The sequence below is a fragment of the Camelimonas abortus genome, from assembly GCF_042432745.1.
Classification (GTDB): domain Bacteria; phylum Pseudomonadota; class Alphaproteobacteria; order Rhizobiales; family Beijerinckiaceae; genus Camelimonas; species Camelimonas abortus.
The window spans coordinates 1837472-1863299 of sequence record NZ_JBHLWR010000006.1; the positions used below are offsets into that span (position 1 = coordinate 1837472).

The following is a 25828-nucleotide window of genomic DNA, read 5'->3' on the forward strand; positions in this document are numbered from 1 at the left end:
AACTGCTCCACCCGTAACGGGCGTCTGTCGCGCCAAATGACGCTGAATGGGATTAAGGGATCTGGGGCCTATCTATCCCCCGCGCCCTCCGCCTGCAAGGCACGGGGGCGTTTTCCGTGCAGAAACGGCGGCCCGCCCCGGCCTTTTTCGCCGCAGGGGGGCGCGCGACCGCTCCCGCGCGGGGCGGCGGACCTCACGCTCCGGCGCGCCCGCTGGCCCGGACCCCGCGGCCGGCGAGATAAAGCGCCGCAGCCAGCGCCAGGATGGCCAACGCCGCCAGCGTCATGGTCATGGTGCCGAGCGGCATCAGCGCGTCGCCGGGCGTGGCGAGCGCGATTCCGCCCAGCATCAGCAGCGCCCGCGCCGGCCACTCCAGCGCCCCGGCGGCGCGCAGGTCGCCCAGCCCCGCCTGATAGCCCTGCATGCCGCCGCAGATGAACAGCGCCCCCGCCAGCGCCCGCGCGGTGAGAACCGCCGTCTCGAGGCCCGGCCCCTGGAAGACGAAAGCCGGATTGAGCACGAAGAAGAACGGCAGGAAATAGATGATGGAGCCGACGCGCATGGACTCCCAGCCGGTCTTCATCGGCGGCGAGCCGGCGATGCCCGCCGCGGCGAAGGAGGCGATGGCCACCGGCGGCGTGATCGCCGACAGCATGCCCCAGTAGAAGATGAACATGTGCGTCGCCATGGCGTTGAGGCCCATGCGCTCCAGCGCCGGCCCCACCAGAATGGCGAGGAAGATGTAACAGGCGGTGGTGGTGAGCCCCAGCCCGAGGATCATGCTGGTGACGGCGGCCATCGCCAGCAGCAGGAAAACGTTCTGCCCGGCCAGCGCCACCAGGTCGCCGGCGAGGCTGGAGATGACGCCGGTCATGGAGAAGGCGCCGATCAGCAGGCCGCAGCCGGCCAGGATCGCCGTCAGCTCCACGAAGGTGCGGCCGTTGGTCTCGAGGAAGCCGGTCACTGACGCCAGCGTCCATCGGCCCTCACGGTTGAAGATCTGGTTGAGAACCAGCAGCAGCGCCGTGGCCCAGAACGGCGCGTGGCTCTCGCGCTTGAAATACAGCAGCATCACCACCAGCAGGGCGATGACGAAGGCGTAATACCAGCCCTCGCGAAAGGTCTCGCGCAGCGACGGCAGCTCCTCGCGGCGGATGCCCACCAGCCCGTGGCGGGCGGCGTAGGCGTCCACCTGCAGGAACAGGCCGGCGTAATAGAGCAGCGAGGGGATCACCGCCGCCAGCGCCACCTCGGCGTAGGAGACATTGAGGAACTGGGCCATGACGAAGGCGGTGGCGCCCATCACCGGCGGGGCCAGCACCGCGCCGGTGGAGGCGCAGGCCTCGATCGCCCCCGCATAATGGGCGCGGAAGCCGCTGCGCTTCATCACCGGAATGGTCATCGCCCCGGCGGTGAGCACGTTGGAGATCACCGAGCCGGACATCATGCCCAGCAGCGCGCTGGCGAAAATGCACACCTTGGCCGCGCCGCCGCGGAAGGCGCCGCACAGGGCGAAGGCCAGGTTGATGAAGAACCGGCCGGCGCCGGTGGTCATCAGCGCCGCGCCGAACACCAGGAAGCCGATCACCGTTTCGGCGAAGGCCTGCATGGGAATGCCCAGCACGCTCTCCGCCGACAGCATGTGATAGGCGATGGCCTGGCCGGCGGTGGACTGCGAGCCGCGCAGCGGCCCCAGCCAGCCGGCGCCGGCGAACAGCGGATAGAAGGTGAAGGGGGCGACGCACAGCATCAGGCTGAGCCCGCCGGCGCGGCGCAGCGCCTCCATCAGCAGCGCCCACATCACCGCGCCGGCGGCCAGCACGTGGTCCGGCGCGCCGGCGAACTCCCAGCCCAGCTCCGCCGCGCGCCGCATGTGCAGCATCAGCCACACGCCGGCGCCCACGGCGGCGAGGAACAGCGCGACGTCGTACCAGGGCACGCGGTCCAGCGGCGCCGCGCGCGACCCGGGAAAGATCACGAAGGTGAACGGCAGCAGCAGGGTGACGAGCAGGTAGTAATATTCGGTGTTGAGCGGCGTGAAGCCGACGAAGAAGCGCAGCGCGAACTGCTGGTTGACGCACAGCAGGATGGCCAGCGCCGCCACGGCGACGAGCAGCCCCCGCCACAGGCCGCCAGGGCGGCGCAGCCGCAACGTCTCCGCCTCCAGCGGCGCGCCTGCGCCGGCGAGGCCCGCCATGCCCTCCGTTTCGTCGCCGGCGACGCCGCGGGCCGCCGGGACGTGGGGAGCGGCGTAGCGGACGCTGCGGCGCGCGGTCATCCGGTCAGACGTCGCCCGGTCGGTCCTGGCTGGCGTATCCATGACGTCTCCCTGCTGCGGATCGCATGGCGCGGCGTGTCGGTCGCGCGGCCCGGCGGGATCCCCTGGCCCCGCGCCGGCGGCGCGGCCCTGGGGGCGCGGCCTTGCGGGCGCGCGGCGAAGCCGGGAGCGCGGCGCGGCCGCCGGCGCCGCCCGGCTTGCCCGCCGGCGTCAGTCAGTGAACACCACGTCCATGCCGGCCTCGGCCAGCGCTTTCGCCCGCGCCTGCATCCACGCCTTGCGGAAGACCTCGCGGTCGTCCGGCGGCGAACTGTCCAGGAAAGCCTTCCACGCCCTGGCCAGCGTCTCCTGGCGGGCGACCAGCCGCTGGTTGTGACGCTCATGTTCGTCGGTCCACACGCCGGCGGCGCGGAAGGCGGCCACCGCCCCGTCGTGGTAGGGCAGCACCCAGGTGAGCTTCTGCCGCTTCAGGTCGAGGCCGGCCGCGCCGGGCGCGGCGTCCCTGTACTCGTCGAAGTGGCGGATCATGGCGGCGGTCACGCCCTCCACCAGCTCTTTCGGCTGCGAGGCGTAGGCGAGGAAGATCGGATAGGGATAGGCCGGCAGCTCGATGGTCTCGCCCCTGGCGATGCCGGCGCCGCATGTGGTCTTGTGCGGGTAGAAATAGGGGGCGATCCTGCGCAGGCGCTCCCAGCCGGCGGCGTCGGACGCCGGCGCCGGCGGCCACACCAGCCCGCGCGGCGAGCTCTCCGCCTCGCGCGCCTGGCCGGAGATGGTGGAGGCGAAGGCCGCGTCGATCTCGTTGTTGACCACGCCCTTCCACATGGCGCCATAGCCGGAGAACTCCACCAGCTTCACGTCCTGCGGGGTGAGCCCGGCGAACGCCATGATGGAGAAGGTGCCCTGGTTGAGCGCCGGCGCGCCCACCACCACGCCCACGCGCTTGCCGCGCAGGTCCGCCAGCTGCTTCACGCCGGCGTCGGCGGCCACGCCAATGGAGAGCGCGTTGCAGTCGATCACCGCCAGCGCCACGCGCAGCGGCTGCGGCCCCCACTCCTTCACCGCGAACTCCAGCACGCCCTCCTGGGCGAAATACGAGCCGATGCCGCCGGCCGCCATCTGGGCGCGGCCCGCCTTCATGGGAGCGAAGCGGGCCACGTCGTTGCCCGCCGGCAGCACGCGCAGGTCGACGCCGTAATTTTTCTTGAGCATCTGGCCCACCGCCACGGCGATGTTGAAGCCGGAGGATCCGGTGTCATAGGCGGTGAAGGTCAGGGCGGGCGGCAGCCGGATGTCGGACGCCGGCTTCTGGCCGGCCCCCTCCGCGCGCGCCGGGCCGGCGGCGACGCCGGCGCCGAGCAGGACGGCCAGCGCGCCGGCGGCGACGGAAAGCACGCGTCCGCCGCGCGAACGTCGTGAGGAAGGCAGCAACCCCTGGCGCATCGTCTCCTCCTCGATATATTTGTTATTTGTTATTCGGTTACCGTTATGTAGCAGCACGGCGGCGCGCCTGTCGACCAGGCCAATAGTCGGGCGCGCCCGCCGCATCCGCAGGCCGCCGACGGGCTTTCTTGCGGCGGCGACCCGCCGGACGCCGCCGCCACAGGCGCCGGAAAACGGGCGCGCAAGGGGAGAAACGCCTGATGAACGCCGTAATGGAGCACGCGCTGCTGAAGGAATCGGCGCGGCGGGGCTGGACCGTCGTCGCCGCCGCCTTTGCGGTGATGTTCTGCACCCTGGGATCGCTTTACGCGTTCCCGGCCTTTTTCAACGCGCTGCAGCAGGAGTTTTCCGCCAGCCGCGCCGCGCTCTCCTGGGTGTTCGCGGCGGCGGTGGCGATCTATTTCGTCATGGGCGTGGTGGGCGGCCCCCTCGCAGACCGGTTCGGCTCGCGCCCGGTGACGCTGGGCGGGGTGACGCTCACCGGCCTGAGCCTGATCGGCGCCAGCTACGCCGGCTCGGTGCAGTCCGTGGCGGTCGCGGTCGGGATCGGCATGGGCTTCGGCATCGGCTTTTCCTACGTGCCGTCGGTGAGCGCGGTGCAGCGCTGGTTCCTGCTGCGGCGCGGCTTCGCCTCGGGCATCGCGGTTTCGGGCATCGGCCTCGGCACGCTGGTGATGCCCAAGGTGGCGGAGCATCTGGTGAACGGCCTCGGCTGGCGCGGCGCCTATGTGGCGCTGGGGCTGTTCGTGGTGGTCGCCGGCGGGCTGGCGGCGCTGTTCCTGGACAGCGAGCCGGAGAAGCGCGGCATGGCCCCGGACGGCAAGCTGCTGGCGGGCCCGCCGCCGGCGCGCGGCGAACTGCCCGGCATGAGCCTTGGCGAAACGGTTCGTTCGCCGCAGTTCCGCGCCTTTTACGTCGCCTCGGTGCTGGCGGCGGTGGGGCTGTTCATCCCCTTCGTGCATCTGGCGCCTTCAGCCCAGGACCGGGGCGTCGATCCCTCCACGGCGGTTACGCTGTTCGCGCTGATCGGCATCGGCTCCACCGCCGGACGGTTTCTCATCGGCGGCGTGGCCGACCGGCTGGGGCGGCGTCTGTCGCTGACGCTGATGTTCCTGGGGCTTGGGGTGATGATGGCGTGGTGGATCGTGGCGCGGGACGCGGTGGGCCTCGCCATTTTCGCGCTGGCGTTCGGGCTGTGTTACGGCGGCTATGTGGCGCTGGCGCCGGCGCTGCTGGTGGACGTGTTCGGCCCGCGCAACGCCAGCGGCGTCATTGGCGTGAGCTACACGGCCGGGGCGGTGGGCTCGCTGCTGGGGCCGCCGCTGGCGGGCTACGCCTTCGACGTCACCGGCAGCTACGCCCTGCCCATCGCCATGGCGGCGGCGATGGCGTTCATCGCGGCCTGGCTGGTGTACCGCATGCCGGAGCCGCGGCTGAACGGCTGACCTCCCGTTCCCCCGCGCGGGCCGGCCGGCGCGCGCCGGCTATTCGACCTGCGTGAAGTAAAGCGGCCTGAACGCAGGAGGCAGGGCCTGCCCCTCCCTGGTCGGCATGGCCGCCCAGAATACGGGCTGGGTGGCGGAGCCGTCGCCCTTGTCCCACATCACCAGCTGCACGAAAACGCCGTTGACGGCGCCGATCACCGTGACGCTTTTGTCCGCAGCGTTTATGGAGGTCTGCGGCTTGTCCTGGCTGTTGTACCAGATGACGAACGGCACTTTGGCGGAGGCGATCGCGCCGTCGTAAACCTCCCATCCCTGATATGCGCTGGAGCGGCCGGCCACTTTCAGGTATTCGAGAACGTTCTGTTCGATTTCGGTCAGCACGCCGTCTCCAAAACCCTGAACATCTCCGACGGTCCATTCGATCTGCCGCAGCACCTGGTCGAAACGCTGGGCGACCAGCGACGCCGCGGCGTAATTGTAATAAAGCGCGTATCTTGTTCCCTTGGTATTATACGCCGTGAAAGCATAATATGTCGTCATGATCCGGTCCCATCCATTCAAATATATTTCCGGATAACGGCCAGCGGCATGCACGCCCGCCGGCGGCCGGCGCAGGCGAAACGCATCAGGAACGCGACGCGCGGCGGGGCGGCGCGCGGGTCAGCCCCCGGCAAACGCACGAAAACCGCCCGCCGCGCCTGCGCCCCGGGCGGCGCAGGCGGTCCGCCCTGCCCTGGCCGGCGCGTCCCCGCGGAAAGCCAGCCCGCCGCGGCGATGACGCCGAGGGGCGAACCGGCCGGAGACGCGCCGCCCCAATCGCCCTTACGCGGCCTCAAGCAGCAGGGCTCCGAAGCCGGATGGCGGAACCAGTCTCTGCGGATAGCTGGCCGGCACCACCCAGACCAGCGGCAGGGGGCTGGTTTGCCACAGGGCCCCGAACGCGAAGGACTGCGCCTTGCTCCGCCAGCCAAGCAGCTGGAAGGCCGTCTCGCCGGAGCCGAGACTGCGCGTCCTGCCGACGAACTGCGCCGCTGTTTCGGCGAGCACGCTCTCGCAACACGCCGCGCCGCCATACGTCGTCGTGCTGTCCGTCATCCCGAGATAGCGGCCGTCACTGAGACTCCGCACCGTAATGACCCGGCCGTCGCCGATTCCTGAAATCTGCTGCGCCTCTTCAATGAGCCATACGGCCGTATCCGGTCTTTCTGGACCCGGATCAGGCGCGAAACGCACCCCCATGTTAAAGTTTGTCAGCGCATACCTTGTGGAACCTATGCTGGACAGTATGGCGACCTTCATGTCCGCCCCCCCGATGGATTGAACAGGCGACGTCCAGGGCGCATGACGCACGCCAGTTCCGCGCCCCGCGTCCATGGCCCCCCGGAGCGGAGGCCGGTCTTTGGCGCCGCGGCGGCCGGCGCCCGCGCGCCGGCCCGGAGGCCAGACGGGCGGCTGGCCGCGCCGCGGCCGTCAGGCAGCCGCCATAACGAGATGGCTGTTCAGGATGGCCGGCGCCTGGTCCCAGGGAACGGCCGACCAGAGCAGCCGCCGGTTAAAGGTTTCCGGACCCATTACGCTCCGCACCACGACGTCGCCGGACATCTGCGGCTCCTCGAGATCGCCGACCGCGTAACCGCCGACCACGGGCCCCAGCGCCGTAAACCGGAAGGTGCTCCTCACATACGTCAGCCCGGCATAGCCGTAACGGTAGCCGTCAATGTCGACGCCTCCCGCCCTGATCGAAAGATACCCCCCGAAGAGGACAGGGCGCAGGGACACCTGCGGCGAAAGCCCCAGGAGAGCAAGCGACGATACGCCGCCAATCTCCCAGTAGACGCTCCAGCCGCCTGACCGTTTCGGCCCGAAATAAATCTCAGAACCAGTATCATTACACTGTAAATAATATGTTTCGTCCTTGTCATTACACATAATGACTGCATAAAATGAATCCATAATAGTGTCCCCTGAAACAATGTTATAATAATTCGTGGGACGCACAGCATGCGACCTGCGAGCATCTGCGCCCGGACCGCCACGCAATACACAACACATAGCATGCGCGACGCAGCCAGCCCCGGGGATCCGTAAGGCGCCCGCACGACGTTTTGCCCGGCGCCGCGCCGCTCGCGTCCGGACGCGCCTGCGCCGCGTCCTGCGGGGCCCGGCCGGCGCTGATCGCGCGCCACGTCGCCGGCTCCTGCGGCGGCCCCTGCTTCCCCAGGGGAAGGAAGGCCGCCCGCAGACAGGGACATGAACGGCGGGACGTCCGGCCGCCGCCCCGCGGCAGCCCGCCTGTCCGCCGCCCTGCGCGGCGCGCGGCCGGTCCGCAATTCATGGCGCGGCGCAGGAGACGGCTGGCGCGCTCCGCCAGCCGCAGGGGACGCGACTTACGGCAGCGCGCTGACGATGAACGCACGCAGGGCGTCGTCGGGCATGCCGTTGTCGAACCCGCGCCACGCAAGCTGGCGCTGGTTGTCAGGCGGCAGCGCCAGCGCCCGGACGCCCACCGTCATGGTGGGGTTGACGTCATCCGTGATGATGCCGCCCGCGATCGCAGCCCCGTTCACCACCTGCCCTGCCGCCGCGAACCGCAGGCCCCGCGGCTGGACTGAGAGAATCCCGGGAATGTAAAGGCCGCCCCCGGCGGACATGAAGCTCCCGGCGAGGTCCAGATACCGGTTGTCCAGGGCGCTGCGCACGACCATCGGCGGGCTGTTCTCCAGATCGTCGAACGACGGGACCTTGTCCAGAAACCAGGTCATGCGTTGCGGCGTCGTCTCCTCAGCCGCCACGAAATTAAGCTGCCCGGCGCCATTCTGCAGATAATAAATCACGCCGTTCTCAACTGTGCCGATTGTGACCTTGACTGGATCCATGACTTTCTCCGCAAAATACTGTTCTCCAACATTGCGGACCGCGCGCGAAACGTCGCCGGCGCGCGCCGCCTCCCAAGCATAACACGCGGCGGAACCGGCCGCGCCTGACGTCGCAGGACGGCCGCACGACGGCGGGAGACATCGAAAATCAGGGACGGCGCACACAGCGCGTGGCCGGCGAAGCGTGGGGCGACGGACGCCCCCCGGCGCGCGCACGCCCGGGACGTCGCCCTCTGCCCCGGGAAGAAACGTCGTCATGTCCGGCGCGGGCGCGCATGCGAACGCCCGCGCCCTGCGCGGGCAGGAGCGCCAGCAGAACAACATGTCCGGACAGGGCCCTGGGTGATCCGGCGCGCCCCGCCATGCCCGGCGGACGCACCGTCAGGCAGACCGGAGATGGCGCTGCGGGGGCGGGGGCCTGCGCCGCCGGCGTCGGCCGCTCCGCCGCGCCACGGACCAAGGGGCGGCGACCGGACAGGCCGCCGTCCGCCCCTGCCCAGCGCGCCCCGGAAGCGCGCGGGGGTCAGCCGGCGAGCTGCGCCTTCAGCTCCCGTTTCAGCACCTTGCCGTTGGCGTTGCGCGGCAGGGGCTCCGTGCGCACGTCGATCCGCACCGGGGTCTTGTAGGCGGCGAGGCGCTGCGCCGCGTGGGCGATCAGCTCCTGTTCGGTGGCCGAGTGGCCCGGCTTCAGCTGCACCACCGCCGCCACCTCCTCGCCCAGCACCCGGTGCGGCAGGCCGAACACCGCCGCGTCCATCACCGCCGGATGGGAATAGAGCGCGTTCTCCACCTCGGTGCAGTAAATGTTCTCGCCGCCGCGGATCACCATGTCCTTGGCGCGGTCGAGGATGTAGATGAACCCCTCCTCGTCCACCCGCACCAGGTCGCCGGAGTGCAGCCAGCCGCCGGTGAAGGTCTTCGCCGTCTCCTCCGGCCTGTTCCAGTATCCCTTCACCACGTTCGGCCCCCTGATCCACAGTTCGCCGATCTCGCCGGCGGGCACGTCCCGGCCGTCGTGGTCGACCACGCGGATCTCGCACACCGGCACCGGGCGGCCGACGCTGTCCGGCTTGCGCAGATACTCCAGCCCCTGGTTCTGGGCCGTGACCGAGGAGGTTTCGGTGAGGCCGTAGCCGTTGCCGGCCGAGGCCAGCGGGAAGGTCGCCTTGACCAGCTTCGGCAACTCCGCCGGAGCCGGCGCGCCGCCATAGGACACCGCCTCGAGGCTGGAGAGGTCAAACTTGCCGAAGTCCGGATGTTCGATGACCTGCCAGGCGATGGCCGGCACGCCGGTGAAGCCGTTGACCTTCTCCCGCTCGATCAGCTCCAGGCCGCGCCGGGCGTCCCACTTGTACATCAGCACCAGCTTGTTGCCTGCGAGGAAGGTGGGGACCAGCGCGGAATGGCAGCCGGTGACGTGGAACAGCGGCACCGGCAGCAGGAACGACTTCTTCGGCGCCGTGGCCGGATCGGGAACCGGCTGGCCCGCCATCATCAGCGCCCTGGTGCGGCCATAGGCCAGCGTCACCAGATTGGAGCAGATGTTGCGGTGCGTGCCGAGCACGCCCTTGGGCATGCCGGTGGTGCCGGAGGTGTAGAAAATGGTGGCGTCGTCATCCGGGGCGATGTCGGCCGGCGGCAGCGTCGCGCCCGGCGTCGCCGTCACCACCGCGTCCCAGGGAATGACGCCCGGCGGGAACGGCTGCTCCGGCCGCGTGCCGATGACCGCCCGCGCCGGGATCTCGCCCAGCCGGTCGCGGATGCGGTCGATGCGCTCGCCGTCCGCTGCCAGCACCGCCGCGCCGGAATCCTTCAGGCAGTAAACCAGCTCGTCGGCGGTCATCCAGGCGTTGAGCGGCGTGGCGATGGCGCCGATGGCCACCGCCGCCCAGAACGTGATGACCCATTCCGGATAGTTGCGCATGGCGATGGCGACGCGGTCGCCCTTCTTCACGCCGAAGCGCTGGACCAGCGCCGTGGCCAGCGAGCGCACGGCGTTGAGATGCCCGGCATAGGTCAGGCGCTCGTCCTCGAAGACGATGCAGGGCAGGTCGCCGAACGCCTCCGTTGCCTCAAGGACCACGCGCAGGTTGGGCGGGGCGTTCTTCCACACCCGCGTGGGCACGCCGCGGATGTCGATGGTCTCCCATGCGAACTGCGCGTCCGGCGCCGTCAGCAGGCGCTCGGCCTCCGCAGCGGACATGGCGAAGCCTTCAGGCGTTGCGGTGGTGTCTGCTGCCATGGCGTTTCCTCGTCGTCGTGGTTTTTCTGCGAGAGATGTTGCCCGCAACCGGCGCGCCGCGGCAAGGCGGCCGCGCCGCCGCCCTGCCATGCCGGCGACGCGGCGCCGACACGGCCCACTGTGGCCCGCCCGCCACATTCGCCCGCAAATCCGCCGCCGGAGCGCCGCATTCAGGCCTGGTCACGGACCGGCGCGCGCAAGCATACGCCGCCCGCGCCCGCTGCTGCGCCCGCGCCTGCGCAAGCATTTCCCCGCCAGCGGCGCGGCGAACGGCGGCGCAACGCCCGCCCTGCGCAGTCAATGACCGGAAACATGCAGAAAATTCCCGCAACATGAACTGGAATCTCCGGGAATTCACAGTCAGAACAGAATAGTTTTTTACAGGATGCACACAGAACAGAACAGTTTTTCAGGAATGAACCAGTTTTTCCGGGCGAACATGAACAGACTCCAGCCTTTGAACTCCGGTCCGGTCTGTAGCATTACTGTCATATGGCGCGGTTACTGCGCGAACAGCCGGCGCGCCGTCACGCGCCGCCGCCGGCGCGGGCCTGCGGGCCTTCCCATTTCTGGAGAACTGACGTGAGCAAAATCAGGGCTTTCCTGCTGGGTTCCGCCGCGACGTTCGGCGCTGCGTCCGGCGCTCTCGCCGCCGACCTTCCGGCGAGCAAGGCCGCGCCGGTCGAACACGTAAAGGTGTGCAGCGCGCAGGGCGCCGGCTTCTTCTACATCCCGGGCACGGACACCTGCATCCGCATCGGCGGCCGCGCCCGCTTCGAGTACAACCTCTCCGGCCCGCTGAAGGTGGGCAATCCCGACCGCTCGTCGTTCCGCGGCCTCGGCCGCCTGCAGGTCGACGCCCGCACCAACACCGAATGGGGCGTGCTGCGCACCTTCGTGAGCTTCGAGATCGCCAGCCGCACCGGCGGCTGGTCGCTGCGCTCCGGCACCGCGGAGCGCATGGCCCAGGCCTTCGGCGCCACCGGCGTCGACACCTTCAACCGCGCCCAGAAGTCGGTGGAGGCGGACAAGGCCTTCATCCAGTTCGCCGGACTCACCGCCGGCCGCTTCGGCTCGTTCTTCGACTTCTACGGCCACACCCTGGAGCTGATCGGGGCCACCTCCTCCTCCGACGTGCTGAGCACCAATGGCCTCGCCTATACGGCGAAGCTCGGCAATGGCTTCACCGCCACGGTGTCGATGGAGGATCCCACCTTCCGCCGCACGCCGGTGTACTACTCCGGCAACACCGGCCCGGTGGTCGTGGGCGGCAAGTATTACGGCAACGTCGGCGTGACCTTCGACCCGGCCACAGGCCTGCCGCTCAGTTACGCCTCGGTGGACGTGGCCCAGCGCCTGAACACGCCGGACTTCATCCTCGCCCTGCGCCAGGACGGCGACTGGGGTTCGGCGCAGCTGTCGGCCGCGCTGCACCAGATTTCCGTCGGCAATTACGTCTCCACCGGCGACGCCGGAACCTATATCGCGCCGAAGCGGCCGGACGCCGCCTGGGGCTACGCCGTGCAGGGCGGCGTGAAGGTCAACCTGCCGTTCCTGGCGAAGGGCGACCAGCTGTGGCTGCAGGGCGCCTGGGGCCGCGGCGCCATGGCCTACACCGGCGCCACCGCCATGTTCGGCGGCGACAGCCTCACCGGCCAGAGCTTCGGCCGCTTCACCGTCAACACCGTCGACGCCTATGTGAACGCCTACGGCGACCTGAAGCTTGGCCAGAGCTGGTCGGTGCTCGGCGCCTTCCTGCACTACTGGACGCCCACCGTGCGCCAGGCGGTGTTCGCCAGCTATTCGAAGATCGAATACGGCTCCGGCGCCCGCGGCGCGCTCGGCCCGCTTTACGCCGGCGTCGGCGGCTCGCTGATCCCGGCCGGCCTGCAGTTCAGCCCCCAGCAGGCGGTGACCTATGCCGAATCGGCGGTGCTGCGCGATTCCGGCCTGCTCATCGCCGGGACCAACCTGGTGTGGTCGCCGGTGAAGGGCCTCGACATCGGCGCCGAGGTGGCGTTCGCCCAGGTGCGCGTCGACGGCCGGGTGAAAGACGCCAACAAGAACATCTCCTACCGCGTCAACGGCGTGACCTACGCCAGGACCGCCAGCACGGACTACGCCTGGCAGGGGCGCCTGCGCATCCAGCGCGACTTCTGACCGGGCGCGGCCTGGCCGGCCGGGCATGGCCGGCCCGCAGGCCGTCGCCAGACAGCGGAAGGGGAGCCCGCACGGCTCCCCTTTTCATGTTCATGCGCGCCTGTTCCGGAAGCCCGTCGCGCGCTTTCCGGGGAAAGCCCCGTCGCGGCCGCCGCAGCGGGCGCATGGCGCGCCAGACGCGGCCAGGCCGGCCATGTCCGCAATGCGCGCCGCGCCCGCCGGCGTTGCGTCTGCGTCACTGGCGGCGGCGGCCGCCGCCCGTGTATGCAGGAGGGCCTGAGCAGGTCCAGGTGAAACTGTCGCGGGAGAACCCATGTCGCCGGCCGACGCCTCCGTCCGTCAATCGCGCATCTTCTACGGCTGGTGGATCGTGGCGGCGATGACCGTCATCCTGTTCACCACCGGCGGCCTCGCCTTCTACAACCTCTCGGTCTTGCTGAAGGCCTTCGTGTCGGAGCGCAATTTCCCGGTGTCCATGGCCAGCAGCGCCACGGCGCTGTTTTTCGTCACCTCCGGCTTCGCCGGCATGTTCGCCGGCCGGTTCATCGACCGGCACGACGTGCGCTACTTCATCGTCGGCTCGGCCATTCTCAGCGCCTGCTGCCTCGCCTCGCTGGACCTGGTGCGCACCGCCTGGCGGCTGTACCTGTTCTACGCCCTGTTCGGCGTCGCCTATGGCGGCTGCGGCCTGGTGCCGGCCATGACGGTGCTGACCCGCTGGTTCGACGCCAGGCGCGCCACCGCCCTGTCCATCGCCATGACCGGCCTGTCAGTGGGCGGGGCGGTGATCACCCCGCTCACGGCGCAGCTGGTCAACGCCGTCGGCCTCGCCGGCGCCGGGCCATGGCTGGGCGCGGCGTTTTTCCTCGGCGTGGCGCCGCTGACGGTGCTGGTCATCCGCCCCTCGCCGGAAAGCATGGGCCTCAACCCGGACGGCGCCCCGGCGACGCCGGGCCAGAAGGCCGGTCCCGCGCGCAGCGGCCGCACCTGGGCGGAGGCCCGCGTCACGCGCTTCTTCTGGCTGGTGTCCGTCGCCTATGTGTTCACCATGGCGGCGCAGGTGGGCGGCATCTCGCACCTGTACAACATGGTGTCGTCGCGGGTGGACGTGGAGACGGCGGCGCTGGCGGTGTCGGTGCTGGCGGCGTCCAGCATCACCGGGCGTCTCGCCGGGGGCGTCGTGCTGCTGCGCGCCCCGGCCATTCCCTTCACGCTCGTCGCCATGGCGGTGCAGGGAGCGGCGCTGCTGCTCATCTCGCTCGCCGCCGACCGGCTGCTGCTGCTGGCGGCTGTGGCCCTGTTCGGCCTGCCGGTGGGCAACCTGCTGATGATGCAGCCGCTGCTGATGGCGGACGCCTTCGGCACGCGCGAATACGCCCGCATCTACGCGGCGCACAGCCTGGTCACCATGGTGGGCGTGGCCGGGGGCCCCATCGCGCTGGGCCTGCTGCATGACTGGCTGCACGGCTACGGCGCCTCCTATTTCTGCGCCGCGCTGCTGGGGGCGCTCGGCTTCGTGATGCTGCTCCTGGCCGGACGGCCGCCGGCGCCCGCCGGAGCGCCCCCGGTCGCCGGCGCCTGACCGGCACCCGCCGGCCCCACGGCCCGGAATTCCCGCAGCCGCGCCGCCCTGCCGCTTGCCGGCGCGCCTGGCCGCCTGTTACCAATCGGCTGACCCGCGGCGCTTTCGCCTCCCGTCCGGCGGACCGCCGCGCAGGGCGCAACCGCAACAGGAGGACCCGTGGCGTGACGGACGACCAGCCCCGCATCCTTTCGCCGGGACAGGCCGCCGACCGCCGGAGCCTTCCGTTCGCCACCCGGCTGCTGTGGCTGGTGCTGTCAATCATCATACCCGCCACGCTGATCGCCGCCGGCGGCCTCTATTCGGCCTATGACGCAGAGAAAAGCGCCACCGAGGAGCTGCTGCTGCGCGCCACCCGCACCCTGGCCGGCCATCTCGACCTGGAGTTCGCCAAGCTGCTGGAGGCGGCGGGAGCGGCCACCGCCACGACGCCCGAGGACGAGGACATCGTCGCCGTGGTGCGCGAGCGGCTGCACCGGCGCGGGGTTCTGGAGGGAGCCTCCTTCATCATCAGCCTGCCGACCGGCGCCGTGGCGGCGACCAGCGGCGACCTGCCGGCCACGCTCAACGCCCATCCGCGCCGGCGCGCGCCGCTGCGCCGGGCGCTGCACAGCGGCGCGCCGGAGATCTCCGCCTTTCTCGCCGGCGACGTCGGCGAGCCGCTCATCCTGATCGACTCCCCGTTCCCGGAGCATGACGGCCGGCAGCTGCTGCTGACCGTGGACGTGACCCCGCTGCTCGCCCGGCGCCTCGCGGCCGACGGCGCTCCCGGCGACCGCGACTGGATCGGCGCGGTGGTCGCTCCCGACGGCATGGTGCTGGCGCGCACCCAGGAGGGGGCACTGTTCGCCAACGCCATGGGGCCGCCCGGCCTACTGGAGCGCATGCGCGCCCGGGACGAGGACGTGATGCAGCTGCAGGAGGAAGGCTCCTCCTCCGCCGCCACCGTGGCCTTCAGCCGCACGCCCGGCCACGACTGGCGCTATGTGGTCACCTATCCGCAGCACCGGCTGCGGGCGGCGTACAACCGCTCGCTGGCGGCGCTGGCGGCGCTGGGCGTGGTGGCCATCCTCGGCCTCGCCCACATCTATTACCTCTCCCGCCAGCTGGTGCGGCCGGTGAGCCGGCTCACCGCCGCCGCCCGGTGCCTCGCCCGCGGCGAGACCATTCCGATGTCGCCCACCGGCGTGACCGAATTCGACGACATCCAGGCGGCGCTGCGCGACGCGGGCCAGCAGGTGGCCGCGCGCAACGCCGAGCGCGACCAGGTGGAGGCCATGCTGCGCGCCAGCGAGCAGCGCCTGCGCCTCGCCATGGAGGCCAGCGAACTCGGCGCCTGGAGCTATGACCCGGCCAAGAACGAGCTGGTGGGCTCCGAGCGCAGCCGCGCCCTGCTCGGCCTGCCGCCCGGCCGCATCGATCTTGAGACGCTCACCTGCGCCCTCGCCCCGGAACGGCGCGAGGAGCAGCGCGCCGCCCTCGTCGCCGCCGTGCGCGGCCGCGAACCGTTCATCATGGAGATCTGCGTGCAGTGGCCGGACGGCAGCCGCCGCTGGATCGAGGTGCGCGGCCGGCCGGTGATGCGCGCCAACGGCCCGCCCACCGTGGTCGGCGTCGTGCATGAGGTCACCGAGCGGCGCACCGCCGCCGACCGCCAGCGGCTGCTGATGCGCGAGCTCAACCACCGGGTGAAAAACTCGCTGGCCACGGTGCAGTCCATCGCCCTGCTCACCCGCCGCTCCACCAGCCCGGAGGAGGCGTGGGAGGCGTTCGAGAAGCGGCTCATCGGCCTCGCCAAGACCCACGACCTGCTCACCGCCAGCGACTGGCGCGGCGCGTGGCTGGACGACGCCATCAACGCCGAGCTGCAGCCCTACCAGAGCCCGGATCACGCCCGCATCAGCGCCTTCGGCCCGCGGCTGCGGCTGCATCCGCGCGCCACGCTGACGCTGTGCATGTGCTTCCACGAGCTGGCCACCAACGCCGCCAAATATGGCGCGCTCTCGCGCGACAGCGGCCGCGTCAGCGTCACCTGGCGCATTGAGGAGCGCCCGCCGGGCGGCGTGCTGGCGCTGGAATGGCGGGAGAGCGGCGGCCCGCCGGTGAAGGCGCCGCAGCGCAAGGGCCTGGGCTCACGCCTGCTCGACCGCAGCCTGCAGCGGGAGCTGGGCGGCGTGGTGACCATGGACTGGGCACCGGACGGCCTGCGCTGCCGCATGGAGCTGCCTCTGAAGGCCATCGTCGCGGACGACGCGGGCGAGGCGGCGTAAGGCCGGCCCCGCCCGCGCCGGAGACGGAAAAAAGGCCCGGCGTCGCCGCCGGGGCGTGACGCGGCCGGCCCCGCGCCCCGCCCGGTTTGTGGCTCAGTTCCTGCCGGCGGGGCCGAAATTGCCGCCGAAGCTGCGGCGCAGCTTGGCCATGCCGCCGATCCAGCGGTCATAATTGCCGGCCTTGTTCTGCATGTAGCCCAGCACCTGCGGGTGGGGCAGGATGAGGAAGCGCTCCTCGTCGAGGCCCTGCACCACCGTCTCGGCCAGCTCGGCCGGGGTGAGCACGCCGTCAATGTGCTGCGGCCCCTCGCCGCCGGCGCGCAGCAGCGGCGTGTCGACCGCCTGCGGGCACAGCAGGGAGACGCGAACGCCGTCGTCGCGGTGGGTGATGGCGAGGATCTCGCCGAAGCCCACGGCGGCGTGCTTGGTGGTGGCGTAAACGGCGCTGCCGATCTGCGAGAGCAGGCCGGCGGCCGAAGCGGTGATGAGGAAATAGCCGCCGCCGCGCTGCTTCATGCGCGGCACCAGCGCCCGGGCGGCGTAAACGTGCTGCATCACGTTCACCTCCCAGCTGCGCTGCCAGACCTCATTGGAGGCGGCGCCGACGAAATTCGGGTCCGAGCCGGTGAAATCGCCGATGCCGGCGTTGGAACAGAACAGGTCGATGGGACCGAAACGCTTCTCGACGTCGTCGATCATCGCCACCATCTGCGCCTCGCTCGAGACGTCGCAGCCGCAAGCCGCCGCGGCGCCGATCTCCGCCGCCACCGCCTTCACCTTCGGCTCGTTGATGTCGCAGATGACGACGGCCTTCGGCCTTTCCTTCAGGAAACGCTCGGCCAGTCCCCGGCCGATGCCGTCGGCGCCGCCGGTGATCACGATAACCTTGTCCGCAAGTTTCATGGAACGCCTCCTTGCCGGGGGGACTTCGCCAGGATCGCGGGCGACGCGCGCCCGCAGGGTCCGGCGCCGCAGGGCTCCCTGCATGGCGGCGCCGCGACCATATGACGGCGGCGCGGCCGCCGGCGCCTGCAGCGAGGCGCCCGCCACGCCGCCGGATCCCGCGTCCGCCGGCGCGGCGGACGCGGGCGCAGGCATGACGCGCCGGCTCAGTAGCCGTTGACGCGCGCCAGACGGTCGGCGTGATAGTTGGCGTCGCCGAGCAGCTCCTGGGCGACGCGGGCGCGCTTCATGTAGAGGCCGATGTCGAAGGCGTCGGTCATGCCGTTGCCGCCGTGCATCTGCACGCCCTCCTGCACCGCCAGCTCGGTGCTGACGCCGGCGCGGGCCTTGGCGACGCTGGCGATGACGCCGGCTTCCTCCGGCTTCTCGTCCAGCACCTGCAGCGCCTTCAGCACGGCCGCGCGGGTGACCTCCAGCTCGCAGTAGAGATGGGCCGAGCGGTGCTGCAGCACCTGGAACTCGCCGATGATGCGGCCGAACTGCACGCGCTCCTTGATGTAGGCCTGGGTGATGTCGAAGGCGGCACCGGCGACGCCGGTCATCTCCGCCGCCAGCACCGCGCGGCCGGCGTTGAGCACCCTCTCGAGCACCTGCTCGCCGCCGTCCACGGCGCCGAGCACGGCGTCCGCGCCCACCTTCACATTGTCGAAGCGGATGCGGGCGGCGTTGTGCGCGTCCACCATGATGGTGCGCTCGCGGGCGACGCCCTCGGCCGCGCCGCTCACCAGGAACAGCGTCAGGCCCTTCATCTCGCCCGGACGGCCCGAGGTGCGGGCCACCACCACCAGCAGGTCGGCGACATGGCCGTCCACCACGAACACCTTCTCGCCGCTGAGCACGAAACCGTCGCCGTCGCGGACGGCCTGCAGCGCGGTCTTCTCCGGACGGTGCTTGGGGCCCTCGTCAATGGCGAGCGCGGCCACGGCGGCGCCGGCGGCGATCTTCGGCAGCCAGTCCGCCTTCTGCGCCTCCGAGCCGCCGTGCAGCAGCGCCGTGGCGGCCAGCACCGAGGTGGAGAAGAACGGGCTGGCGGTGAGGTTGCGGCCGATCTCCTCGGCCACCACGCCGGCCTCCACATGGCCGAGCCCCACGCCGCCGTAAGCCTCCGGGACCAGCACGCCGGCGAAGCCCATTTCGCCGAACTTCTTCCACAGGTCGAGCGAGAAGCCTACAGGATCGTTGCTGTCGCGGAGCCGGCGCAGCGTCGCCACCGACCCCTCTCCGGCGATGAAGCTGCGGGCGGTGTCCCGCAGCATGATCTGTTCGTCATTCAGCACAAGCGCCATGACTGGTCATTCCTGTTCCGGGGGGACGCCCGGCCGGGCGCGGGCCTTGCCCTGCGCCGCATGGCGGACGCCCTTGCGATCTCTTGTTGCTGGCCGGCGACGGCGCGCCGGCCGGTTGGGGCCACGCGGCCGGCGGCGCTCACGCGCCCGGCAGCTGCAGGATGCGCTTGGCCAGGATGTTGAGCTGCACTTCGGAGGTGCCGCCCTCGATCGAATTGGCCTTGGTGCGCAGCCAGGCGCGGGCGGCGGCGCCGTGGTCGGAGCGCTCGCTCTCCCACTCCAGCGCGTCCGAACCGCCGGAGGACATCAGGATCTCGTGGCGGCGCTTGTTCAGCTCCGAGCCGTAATATTTGAGCAGCGAGGAGTAGGCGCCGTGGATCTCGCCGCGCTTGGCCATGTCGCCGGCCCGCTCCATGGCGAGCTCGAAGGCGATCTCGTCCACCTCGAGGCGGGCGATCTGGCCGCGCAGCAGGCTGTCGTCGAGCTCGCCGCGCCCGTTGAGGCCAATGTGCTGGGCCGCCACCTCATGCACCGGCCGGTGGGCGCGCCCGCCCATGGAGCTGATGGAGTTGCGCTCGTGGGTCAGCAGGTATTTGGCGATCTCCCAGCCCTTGTTGAGCTCGCCCACCAGCTGGTCCTTCGGCACCTTCACATTGTCAAAGAAGGTCTGGCAGAACGGCGACTTGCCGGAGATCAGCATGATCGGCTGGGTGCTGACGCCCGGGGAGGCCATGTCGAACAGCAGGAAGGAGATGCCTTCATGCTTCGGCGCGTTCGGATTGGTGCGCACGAGGCAGAAGATCCAGTCCGCCTTGTCGGCGTAGCTGGTCCAGATCTTGGAGCCGTTGACGAGGAAATGGTCGCCCCTGTCCTCGGCGCGGGTCTGCAGCGAGGCGAGGTCCGAGCCGGCGCCCGGCTCGGAATAGCCCTGGCACCAGCGGATCTCGCCGCGCACGATCGGCGGCAGGTACTTCTTCTTCTGCTCTTCGGTGCCGTATTTGAGCAGGGCCGGGCCCAGCATCCAGATGCCGAAGGAGGAAAGCGGCGAACGGCAGTTCAGCCGGCGCATCTCCTCGGCGAGAATCTTGGCCTCCTCGCGGGAGAGGCCGCCGCCGCCGTATTCCTTCGGCCATTCCGGCGCGGTCCAGCCCTTCTCCGCCATGCGCTCCAGCCAGATGCGCTGGGCCTCGTTGCGGAACACCGGATTGCGCCCGCCCCAGACGGTGTCCTCCTCATCCTCCATGGGGGCGCGCATTTCGGCGGGGCAGTTCGCCTCCAGCCAGGCGCGGGTTTCTGCGCGGAATTTCTCAAGGTCAGCCATTTAGCCCTCGTCCCGATCGGGTCGAGCGCGCGCCCCGCCCCGGCGGACCGCGTCGCTCCCTCTCTGTCGCCGGCGGCGCTGCGCGCGGCCCCGGCCCTTGCTGTTGGCCCGCCGGCGGCGCAGGACCGCCGGCCGGCATGATCACGGCGCCGCGGCGGCGCCCGGCGCGTCATTCCATGACCACCACGACCTTGCCCAGCGCCTTGCGCGCCGCAAGATGCGCGATGGCCTCGCCCGCCCGCTCCAGCGGGAATCGCGCGGAGACGTACGGTTTCACCAGACCGCGGCGGTAGAAGTCCATCAGCTCGGCCACGCTGGCGGCGAAGCCCTGGGGATTGCGCGCCACCCAGGCGCCCCAGAACACGCCCACCACCTGGCAGCCCTTGAGCAGGGTGAGGTTGAGCGGCAGCGACGGAATGCCGGCCGGGAAGCCCACCACCAGGAAGCGCCCTTCCCAGGCGATGGCGCGCAGCGCGGCCTCGGCGTAGTCGCCGCCCACGGCGTCATAGATCACGTCCGCGCCCTTCTCGCCGCAGGCCTTCTTGAACAGCTCGGCCAGCTGCCTGCGACCGTCCCTGTCGAACGGCCCCTGGGGATAGATCACCACGTCGTCGGCGCCGCGCGCCTTCACGAGGTCGGCCTTCTCCTGGCTGGAGACGGCGCCGATGACGCGCGCGCCCATGGCCTTGCCCAGCTCCACCGCCGCCAGGCCCACGCCGCCGGCGGCGCCCAGCACCAGCAGGGTCTCGCCCGGCTTCAGCTGGCCGCGGTCCTTCAGGGCGTGATGCGAGGTGCCGTAGGTGAGGATGAAGGCCGACGCCTCGTCGAAGGGCATGTTTTCGGCCATGGGGATGCAGCGGAACTCATCCACCACCACCTTTTCGGCCATGCCGCCGTGACCGGTGGAGCCGATCACCCGGTCGCCCACCTTCACGCTTTTCACCTCGGGGCCGACCGCCTCGACGACGCCCGCCACCTCGCCGCCAGGGGAGAAGGGGCGCGGCGGCCTGAACTGGTAGCGGTCCTCGATGATCAGCGTGTCCGGGAAGTTGACGCCGCAGGCCTTGACGGCGAGCAGCACCTGCTTCGGCCCGGGAACCGGATCCGGAACCTCCTCGAGCACCAGGGTCTCGGGCCCGCCAACGACCTTGGAGAGGATCGCCTTCATTCTCTGTCGCTCCGTCCTTTGTTCACGCGCGGCCCGGGGGACCGCCGCGGGCGGGAGGGGCGCCGTCTCGGGGCCGCGCCGCCTCCCTGGGGTTAATCCTGACCTGACCCGGACGCGCCCGCCGGCTCAGACGATGGTCACGCCGCCGTCGATCACCAGCGACTGGCCGGTCATGAAGCTGCCGGCCGGCGCGGCGAGGAACACGGCCGCGCCGGCGATCTCGTCCGGCACGCCGATGCGCCGCAGCGGCGCCGTGGAGGTGGTGCGCGCCAGGTTCTCCGGATCCTCCCACAGCGCCCGGGCGAAGTCGGTCTTGATGAGACCGGGGGCGATGCAGTTCACGCGCACGTTGTCCGGGCCGTACTCGGCGGCGAGGTTGCGCGCAAGCTGCATGTCCGCCGCCTTGGAGATGCAGTAGGCGCCGATCACCGTGGAGGCGCGCAGCCCGCCGATGGAGGAGACGATGATGATGCTGCCGTCCTTGCGCGCCCGCATCTGCGGCGCCGTCATCTGGATGAGCCAGTGGTTCGAGACGATGTTGTTGTGGAGGATCTTCTGGAACGCCTCGTCGGGCAGCTGCTCCATCGGCCCGTAGAACGGGTTGGAGGCGGCGTTGCACACCACGATGTCGATCCTGCCCCACTTCGCGTTGGTGGCGTCGACGAGGCGCTGCAGGTCCGCCTTCTCGGATATGTTGGCCGGCACGGAGATGGCGCGCTCCTCGCCATGGCGCCCGTTGATGAGCTTCGCGACTTCCTCGCAGGGGCCGGCCTTGCGGGAGGAGATCACCACCTTCGCGCCATGTTCGGCCATGCGCTCGGCGATGGCGCGGCCAATGCCGCGCGAGGAACCGGTGATCACCGCGACCTTGCCGGTGAGATCAAACAATGTGCTCATGAGCGCTCCTCGCCTTGGGATCTGTTTTTTTTTGCGTCGTCGCGGCGCGCCGTCCGCCCCCCGGGGCGCGCCCCTGGCGGCGCTGTCCGCCCTGTCCCTTTCAACGCGTCAGGGAGCGGCGGCCATGGGCCGCCGCTCCCTGCGAAGCCGGGGTCAGGCCCCGGCCTTTTTCGCGTATTCCCACGCCATGTCGGCCAGCGGCTCGGCGCGGGCGCCGGCCTCCGCCGCGCGGGGATTGTTGGCCGTGCCGTCGCGCACCCGCCCGGCGATGCCCTGGGAGATCGCCGACAGCCGGAACAGGTTGTAGGCGAAATACCAGTTGAGATCGGGAATGCCGGAGCGGCCGGTGGCCTTGCAGTAGATGTCGATGGCCTCGTCCAGGTCCGGGATGCCCTCCGCCCGCAGGTCGAGCCCGCCGAGCGAGGCGCGGCCGTCGTGCGGCATCACCCAGTTCATGGCGAGATAGGTGAAGTCCGCCAGCGGATCGCCCAGCGTCGACAGCTCCCAGTCCAGCACCGCGCGCACGCGCGGTTCGCCAGAGTGGAAGATCATGTTGTCGAGCCGGTAGTCGCCGTGGACCACCGACACGCGGGTCTGCTCGGGCACGGAGCCGGGCAGCCACGCGATCAGCTTCTCCATCGACCCGATGCGCCGGGTCTCGGAGGCGCGGTACTGCTTCGTCCAGCGGTCGATCTGCCGGGCGAAGTAGTTGCCCGGACGGCCGAAGTCCGCGAGCCCGATCGCCTGCGGATCAAGGTTGTGCAGCTTCGCCAGCGTCCCGATCTCGTCACGGTAGATCAGGGCGCGCTGCTCCTTCGGAACGGACGGCAGCCGGCCGTTCCAGAACACGCGCCCCTCCTCCATCGACATCACGTAGAACATGGTGCCGATGACGCTGTCGTCCGTGCACAGCGCGTAGGCCTTCGCCACCGGGAAGTTCACGGTGTTCAGCGCCGAGATGACGCGGAACTCGCGGTCCACCGCGTGCGCGGAGGGCAGCAGCTTGCCCGGCGGCTTGCGACGCAGAACGTATTTGCGGGAGGGCGTCACCAGACAATAGGTCGGGTTGGACTGCCCGCCCCTGAACTGCTCGACCGTGAGAGGGCCTTCATAGCCCTCCACGTTGTCGACAAGCCAGGCGTGGAGCGCCGCCTCGTCGAAACGGTGACGCTCCTCCACCGGCTTGGTGCCGGAGAATACCTCCTCCGCGACTTCGTTCTGTTGCAGCACGTCGTTATTATCCTGCGTTGGAATGACGGGCGAACTCCATGCGCGCGATGGTCCGGTTGTGGACCTCGTCCGGGCCGTCGGCCAGACGCAGCGTGCGGATGTGCGCCCAACGGAAAGCAAGGCCGAAATCGGTGGTGACGCCGCCGCCGCCATGGGCCTGGATGGCGTCGTCGATCACCTTGAGGGCGACGCGCGGCGCGGCGACCTTGATCATGGCGATCTCGAGCGCGGCGGCCTTGTTGCCCACCTTGTCCATCATGTCCGCCGCCTTCAGGCACAGCAGGCGGGCCATTTCAATGTCGATGCGGGCCTCGGCCACGCGCTGCTCCCACACCGAATGCTCGGCCACGGTCTTGCCGAAGGCCACGCGCGACTTCAGCCGCTTCACCATTTTCTCCAGCGCCACCTCGGCCACGCCGATGGTGCGCATGCAGTGGTGGATGCGGCCCGGACCAAGGCGGCCCTGGGCGATCTCGAAGCCGCGGCCCTCGCCAAGGATCAGGTTCTCGGCCGGCACGCGCACGTTGTTGAAGATCACCTCGGCGTGGCCGTGCGGGGCGTCGTCATAGCCGAACACCGGCAGCATGCGCACGATCTCGATGCCGGGAGTGTCCATGGGCACGAGGATCTGCGACTGCTGCTTGTGGCGCGGGGCGTTCGGATCGGTCTTGCCCATCAGGATGCCGATCTTGCAGCGCGGGTCGCCAAGACCGGAGGACCACCACTTGCGGCCGTTAATGACGTAATGGTCGCCGTCGCGGACGATGGAGGTCTCGATGTTGGTGGCGTCCGAGGAGGCCACGCCCGGCTCGGTCATCAGGAACACCGAGCGGATCTCGCCGTTCATCAGCGGCTTCAGCCACCTGTCCTTCTGGGCGCGGGTGCCGTAGCGGTGCAGCACCTCCATGTTGCCGGTGTCCGGCGCCGAGCAGTTGAACACCTCGGAGGCGAAGGACACGCGGCCCATCTCCTCGGCGCACAGCGCGTACTGCAGGTTGGTCAGGCCGGCGCCGCGATACTCGTCCTCGTCATGCTCGCTCGGCGGCAGGAACAGGTTCCACAGCCCCTCGGCCTTCGCCCTGGCCTTGAGATCCTCGAGCACCTGGGAGACCTTCCAGCGCTCCTTGCCGACCACGTCCATTTCCTTGTGGTAGGCTTCCTCGGCCGGATAGACGTGCTCCTGCATGAACTTGCGGACACGGTCGCGCCAGTAGGCCTCGCGCTCGGTGATGGTGAAGTCCATCTCGTTTCCTCTCCTGTTTCGCGGTCGCGATTGTCATCCGCCCGGACCTGCGTCTTTTCCGGCGGCAAGTACCAGCAGGCGCCGGGCCTGAGAACAGATATTTTTTATGCAGGATGCAGGTTGCACGGATTCAGCCGGCAAGGCCAGCGTCCGCAGCGCCCCGCGTCCGGAAAGCCGCAGCCTGGCCGCAAGGCGAAACCGCAAGCCGGCTGAGGCAGATATTTCGTGGCCGCACCATGCCATGCGCAGCGCGCATGGCAGTATCCACAAAAGCGTGACCGCCGCCGCAGCCATGCACGGGCCTTGACACCGGCGCGCGGCTCTGAAAATCCCGGGCGAAATATTTTTGATCAGAAATTTCGGGAGAACGACCCTGGAGTCCCCATCCGCCCGCCCAGGCTCCGCCGCGCCGCAGGACGGCGCCCGGCAGACGCCCGCCCACCCGCCGGAATGGAATTCGCCCCTCGCGCCCTTCGCCGGCGCGCGGCCGCCCGCGCCCGCATGGTTCGAGGCGGCGATCGCCGCGGCGCCGCAGCGCGGCTTCATCGACGTGCGCGGCGCGGCCATCGAGCTGCTCGTCTGGGGCGAGCGCGGCCGGCCGGGGCTGATGTTCCTGCACGGCAACGGCGCCCACGCCGACTGGTGGAGCTTCATCGCCCCCTTCTTCGCCCGCGACCACCGCGTCGCCGCCATTTCCTGGTCCGGCATGGGCAATTCCGGCCACCGGCCCCATTACAGCCTCGACATCTTCGTGGAGGAGATCCTGGCGGGGGCGGAGGCGGCCGGCCTGTTCGACAACGGCCTGCCGGTGGTGGTTGGCCATTCCTTCGGCGGCATGCCGCTGGTGGCCTGCGCCGCCCGCCACGGCGAGCGGCTGAAGGCGGCGGTGGCGGTGGATTCGCCGCTGATGTCGCCGGAGCGGCGCCGCGCCCGCCGCGCCCGCCGCGGCCCGCCGAAGGAGCCGAAGCCCCACCGCGTCTATCCCACGCTGCAGGAGGCGCTGGGCCGCTTCCGCTTCCAGCCGCCGCAGCCGTGCGAGAACCTCTACATCGCCGACTTCATCGCCCGCGGCTCGCTGAAGGAGGTTCCCGGCGGCTTCACCTGGAAGTTCGACCCGTTCCTGTGGAAGGACTACCACGGCGGCAAGCCGCACATCGACCTCGCCGGGGCGCGCTGCCCGCTGGCGCTGGTGTTCGCCGAGCGCTCGGTGTTCCTGGAGGAGGACGTGGTGAATTTCGCCCGCGAGACCGCGCCGCCCGGATCGCCGCTGGTCATGATCCCCGAGGCCTGGCACCACATCATGGTGGACCAGCCGCTGGCCTTCGTCAGCGCCCTGCGCGGCCTGCTCGCCGGCTGGCCGGAAGCACGCTGAGGCCCTTCGCGCGCCGGCCGGCGCGGGCGCGCCCATGCGCCTGTCGCATCTG

The 25828-nt window shown here is 70.3% G+C and carries 19 protein-coding genes; 5 read left to right on the forward strand and 14 right to left on the reverse strand.

Translation table 11 applies throughout. The annotated features are described in order from the left end of the window. Positions 1 to 193 precede the first annotated feature (193 nt). Together ACFFJB_RS10255 and ACFFJB_RS10260 are read right to left on the reverse strand one after the other, a co-directional pair. Positions 194 to 2197, reverse strand: coding sequence for a TRAP transporter permease (locus tag ACFFJB_RS10255; protein WP_376832642.1), 2004 nt, complete (start codon positions 2195 to 2197; stop codon positions 194 to 196). Between the two features lie 291 nt (positions 2198 to 2488). Beyond that, positions 2489 to 3721 (reverse strand): TAXI family TRAP transporter solute-binding subunit, encoded by a 1233-nt coding sequence (locus ACFFJB_RS10260; RefSeq protein ID WP_376831241.1) that lies wholly within the window; start codon positions 3719 to 3721, stop codon positions 2489 to 2491. 200 nt (positions 3722 to 3921) lie between these two features. Here ACFFJB_RS10260 and ACFFJB_RS10265 point away from each other — a divergent pair, with 200 nt between their 5' ends. Beyond that, the gene (locus ACFFJB_RS10265; protein WP_376831243.1) at positions 3922 to 5166 is read left to right on the forward strand and encodes an MFS transporter; all 1245 of its coding nucleotides are present in this window, start codon (positions 3922 to 3924) and stop codon (positions 5164 to 5166) included. 39 nt (positions 5167 to 5205) lie between these two features. On the opposite strand, the gene ACFFJB_RS10270 is transcribed toward ACFFJB_RS10265, so the two are convergent. The 5 genes from ACFFJB_RS10270 to ACFFJB_RS10290 all read right to left on the reverse strand — a co-directional run bounded on the left by ACFFJB_RS10270 (position 5206) and on the right by ACFFJB_RS10290 (position 10284). Further along, the gene (locus ACFFJB_RS10270; protein WP_376831245.1) at positions 5206 to 5706 is read right to left on the reverse strand and encodes a hypothetical protein; all 501 of its coding nucleotides are present in this window, start codon (positions 5704 to 5706) and stop codon (positions 5206 to 5208) included. A 282-nt stretch (positions 5707 to 5988) separates the two neighbouring features. Next, positions 5989 to 6294 carry a hypothetical protein gene (locus ACFFJB_RS10275; protein WP_376831247.1) on the reverse strand — a complete coding sequence of 102 codons (306 nt, stop codon included), beginning with the start codon at positions 6292 to 6294 and terminating at the stop codon, positions 5989 to 5991. Positions 6295 to 6636: 342 nt separating this feature from the next. Next, a complete protein-coding gene (locus tag ACFFJB_RS10280; protein WP_376831249.1) occupies positions 6637 to 7119 on the reverse strand; it encodes a hypothetical protein in 483 nt (160 codons plus the stop codon). A gap of 434 nt (positions 7120 to 7553) precedes the next feature. Then, positions 7554 to 8042, reverse strand: a complete 489-nt coding sequence (locus ACFFJB_RS10285) for a hypothetical protein (protein ID WP_376831251.1) — start codon at positions 8040 to 8042, stop codon at positions 7554 to 7556. 523 nt (positions 8043 to 8565) lie between these two features. After that, positions 8566 to 10284, reverse strand: a complete 1719-nt coding sequence (locus tag ACFFJB_RS10290; RefSeq protein ID WP_376831252.1) for a class I adenylate-forming enzyme family protein — start codon at positions 10282 to 10284, stop codon at positions 8566 to 8568. A 582-nt stretch (positions 10285 to 10866) separates the two neighbouring features. Here ACFFJB_RS10290 and ACFFJB_RS10295 point away from each other — a divergent pair. From ACFFJB_RS10295 to ACFFJB_RS10305, 3 genes are all read left to right on the forward strand, one after another. Then, a complete protein-coding gene (locus tag ACFFJB_RS10295; RefSeq protein WP_376831253.1) occupies positions 10867 to 12444 on the forward strand; it encodes a porin in 1578 nt (525 codons plus the stop codon). A 313-nt stretch (positions 12445 to 12757) separates the two neighbouring features. Next, positions 12758 to 14026, forward strand: coding sequence for an MFS transporter (locus ACFFJB_RS10300; RefSeq protein ID WP_376831254.1), 1269 nt, complete (start codon positions 12758 to 12760; stop codon positions 14024 to 14026). A 164-nt stretch (positions 14027 to 14190) separates the two neighbouring features. After that, the gene (locus tag ACFFJB_RS10305; RefSeq protein ID WP_376831255.1) at positions 14191 to 16296 is read left to right on the forward strand and encodes a sensor histidine kinase; all 2106 of its coding nucleotides are present in this window, start codon (positions 14191 to 14193) and stop codon (positions 16294 to 16296) included. A gap of 93 nt (positions 16297 to 16389) precedes the next feature. On the opposite strand, the gene ACFFJB_RS10310 is transcribed toward ACFFJB_RS10305, so the two are convergent. The 7 genes from ACFFJB_RS10310 to ACFFJB_RS10340 form a co-directional block, all read right to left on the reverse strand. Continuing rightward, a complete protein-coding gene (locus ACFFJB_RS10310) occupies positions 16390 to 17199 on the reverse strand; it encodes an SDR family oxidoreductase (RefSeq protein ID WP_376831256.1) in 810 nt (269 codons plus the stop codon). Between the two features lie 206 nt (positions 17200 to 17405). Continuing rightward, a complete protein-coding gene (locus tag ACFFJB_RS10315; RefSeq protein ID WP_376831258.1) occupies positions 17406 to 18545 on the reverse strand; it encodes an acyl-CoA dehydrogenase family protein in 1140 nt (379 codons plus the stop codon). Positions 18546 to 18684: 139 nt separating this feature from the next. Further along, positions 18685 to 19866 (reverse strand): acyl-CoA dehydrogenase family protein, encoded by a 1182-nt coding sequence (locus tag ACFFJB_RS10320; RefSeq protein ID WP_376831260.1) that lies wholly within the window; start codon positions 19864 to 19866, stop codon positions 18685 to 18687. Between the two features lie 169 nt (positions 19867 to 20035). Then, a complete protein-coding gene (locus tag ACFFJB_RS10325) occupies positions 20036 to 21034 on the reverse strand; it encodes an NADPH:quinone oxidoreductase family protein (protein ID WP_376831262.1) in 999 nt (332 codons plus the stop codon). A gap of 126 nt (positions 21035 to 21160) precedes the next feature. Continuing rightward, a complete protein-coding gene (locus ACFFJB_RS10330) occupies positions 21161 to 21931 on the reverse strand; it encodes an SDR family oxidoreductase (protein ID WP_376831264.1) in 771 nt (256 codons plus the stop codon). Between the two features lie 153 nt (positions 21932 to 22084). Further along, positions 22085 to 23158 (reverse strand): phosphotransferase family protein, encoded by a 1074-nt coding sequence (locus ACFFJB_RS10335; protein WP_376832644.1) that lies wholly within the window; start codon positions 23156 to 23158, stop codon positions 22085 to 22087. A 10-nt stretch (positions 23159 to 23168) separates the two neighbouring features. Then, positions 23169 to 24404: an acyl-CoA dehydrogenase family protein gene (locus ACFFJB_RS10340; RefSeq protein WP_376831265.1), complete on the reverse strand. Its 1236-nt coding sequence runs from the start codon at positions 24402 to 24404 to the stop codon at positions 23169 to 23171. 346 nt (positions 24405 to 24750) lie between these two features. On the opposite strand from ACFFJB_RS10340, the gene ACFFJB_RS10345 reads away from it, so the two are divergent. Further along, on the forward strand, positions 24751 to 25776 hold the full coding sequence (locus tag ACFFJB_RS10345; RefSeq protein ID WP_376831267.1) for an alpha/beta fold hydrolase: 1026 nt from the start codon (positions 24751 to 24753) through the stop codon (positions 25774 to 25776). The last annotated feature ends 52 nt before the right edge of the window (positions 25777 to 25828 follow it).